The sequence below is a fragment of the uncultured Anaerococcus sp. genome, assembly GCF_947253225.1.
Taxonomy (GTDB): Bacteria; Bacillota; Clostridia; order Tissierellales; family Peptoniphilaceae; genus Anaerococcus.
In genome coordinates, this window is record NZ_CAMXYR010000105.1 from 1 (window position 1) to 2,591 (window position 2,591).

A 2,591-nucleotide genomic window follows, 5' to 3' on the forward strand; every position below is an offset into this window, starting at 1 on the left:
CATGTGGAGACGGTAGCTCTGTTGTCCAAACTAAATACAGAACATCATTTAGATATAGAAATAGGGGAAGATGAATTATCTGAAATTGACTTTTCAAAAGACGCAACTTATGGAGAAATTAAAAAGTATATGTTAGATAAATACGGACTAAAAGTTTCAAGCCTATATATTGCCCAAATAAAAAGGAAACATGGTCTAATAGAGAGAGAAAATTATAATTTTAGTAAGAAAGAAAATCAAAGAGTGCCAAATTGCCCAGAAGAAAAAGAAAAAGCAATCGAAGATGCTTTAGAGCATTTTGGAATGATTTAAATAATATCTAAGATTGAAAATTTTAAAATTAAGACTTAAAAACTTTAAGATTAAAAAGATATGTACTTCTTATATAACCTAAGAAGATTAATTGAAAATCAGGGGAACGATGATGGTAAAATAAAAAATTTTAACAACTAAAGAAGAATTAGGCATTATTGCCAAAGAGGTTTTTATGAAGTTAAAAATACTGAAAAAGACTTGTTAGAATTGAAAATTTTAGATCATTGTGCAGGGTTTCGTGTCATAATAGTGATAGAGGCAAATAGTTATGTAAATATAAAGAGTTCAAGACTTCTACCAAAGTTTAAAACTCAAAAAATAAATAGTTGGTGTGCTGCTTAGAGTAACCATTTTGATAATGTGGATGCGAAACAAAAAGAGATAATCAGACTTCGTAAAAAATTGAAACAGGTTGAAATGGAGAATGATATTTTAAAGCAAGCTGCACTACTGTTAGGCAAAAAATAGACCTCATTATCTCGAACCGAGATAAATATAGCATTAGTGCAATGTGTAGACTACTTGGGGTCACAAGAAGTTTAGTCTATTATCATTTGAACAAAGAAAAAGATGTGAAATTAGATGAAGATGAAAAACTAATAGAAGAAATAAAAGAAATATTCAGAAGAAGTAGAAACAACTATGGAACACGCAAAATAAAAAAAGAACTAGGGAAAATTGGATATAAAATATCGAGAAGAAAAATAGGCCGAATAATGAAGAAAAATGGCCTAGTCTCAAACTATACAGTAGCACAATATAAAGTAATAAGATCCAAATGCAACGAAGAAGACATCCCTAACCTTTTAAATAGATAATTTGACAATAGAGACTATTTAGAAGCAATAGTAAGCGACCTAACATATGTAAGAGTAGGAAAAACATGGAATTATATATGTTTAATAATAGACTTAAACAGCCGTGAAATAATAGGATACTCATCAGGTAAAAACAAAGATGCAAATCTAGTAGCAGAAGCATTTTACTCAATAAGGCAGCCACTAAATCGTATAAAAATATTTCACACAGACAGAGGAAGAGAATTTAAAAATATAAAAATAGAAGAAATATTAAAGGTATTTGGGATAAAAAGATCGCTAAGTAAAAAAGGAAGCCCATATGATAACGCAGTAAGCGAAGCAGTCAATAAAGTAATGAAGACAGAATTCATATATCAGGAGAACTTTACTAATTTCCAAGAACTTAATCTAAAATTAGCAGAATACGTATATTGATATAATAACCTAAGAATTCATGGATCTTTAGGATATAAAACACCAGTAGAATATAGAAAAGCAGAATAAAAAGCTCTGGAAGTTTCATAAATTAAATAAAATATATGAACAGACTGTCAAGGGCAAATTTCAACGAAATTTGGGCGAAGCCTTTACCCTTGATTGTCTGAGAATATATTTTATAATCTAAAGAAACTTTCAAGCTTGATAATGTTCGGTTATAAATTGTCTAAAAAAGGGTTGCCATTCCATGTATTTGGGTTCATTAGAAGAATGCCGAGCAATGGGTAACATGACGCTGATGTGTTTATACACAAAAAAGCTACACGTGCGTTGGCTGACAACAGGGAGCTAAGTAAATTAACACCAGCTAAAATGTTTGACGCTATTAATAAATGACAAGTATATGAAATTGGTTTTACCTAGTTTAAAAAAGAAATTATAATGAAAATATGGAGGCTAAGAATATGAAGATTAATAATGAATGTTGTTGTGGGTGCAAAACAGAAAAGCCGGATCAAATTAAAGACAATTGTCCTGTATGTAATAATGAAGGGATTTCCGTTAGTAAAGTAACTGTTGAACATCTAGTGGTAGATGATTATCGTAATGCTGTTAACGGAGATCAATATAAGATTTGCATGAACGAGGACTGCGACGTTGTTTACTATAACTTAGATAATGAAATAAAATTCTTGAAAGACCAAGTTAGAGTTCCTATCTGGTTTAAGAAAGATGCAGATCCTAAGTATGCTTGTTATTGTAGCGAAGTCACAGAAAATCAGGTAATTGAAGCAGTTGTAAAGCATGGCGCGAAATCCGTAAAAGAAGTAAATGCCATCACTGGGGCAATGAAAAATTCTAATTGTAAAGAAAACAATCCGTTGGGAGTTTGTTGTCATAAGATTATTCAGGAAGCTATCGATAAAGGCTTGAAAATGAAATAATTACAGTCGATATGTTCCTACAAACGAGAGCCAATCTTTGATATGTTTCCATCTACGAGCGTGGATATGTTCCCCATAACCATAGGGGTTGAGA

The 2,591-nt window shown here is 31.1% G+C and carries 2 protein-coding genes and 1 pseudogene; all 3 read left to right on the top strand.

Annotated features, from left to right (window positions below; all coding sequences use genetic code 11):
* Nucleotides 1-312, top strand: a 312-nt coding sequence (locus tag Q0W95_RS07845; RefSeq protein WP_297791583.1) for an RNA methyltransferase, incomplete at its 5' end; no start/stop codon positions are given.
* 372 nt (nucleotides 313-684) lie between these two features.
* A pseudogene (locus tag Q0W95_RS07850) lies at nucleotides 685-1,619 on the top strand (IS3 family transposase); the annotation flags it as partial.
* Between the two features lie 398 nt (nucleotides 1,620-2,017).
* Nucleotides 2,018-2,497: a Csac_0668 family 2Fe-2S cluster-binding (seleno)protein gene (locus Q0W95_RS07855; RefSeq protein WP_000700631.1), complete on the top strand. Its 480-nt coding sequence runs from the start codon at nucleotides 2,018-2,020 to the stop codon at nucleotides 2,495-2,497.
* The last annotated feature ends 94 nt before the right edge of the window (nucleotides 2,498-2,591 follow it).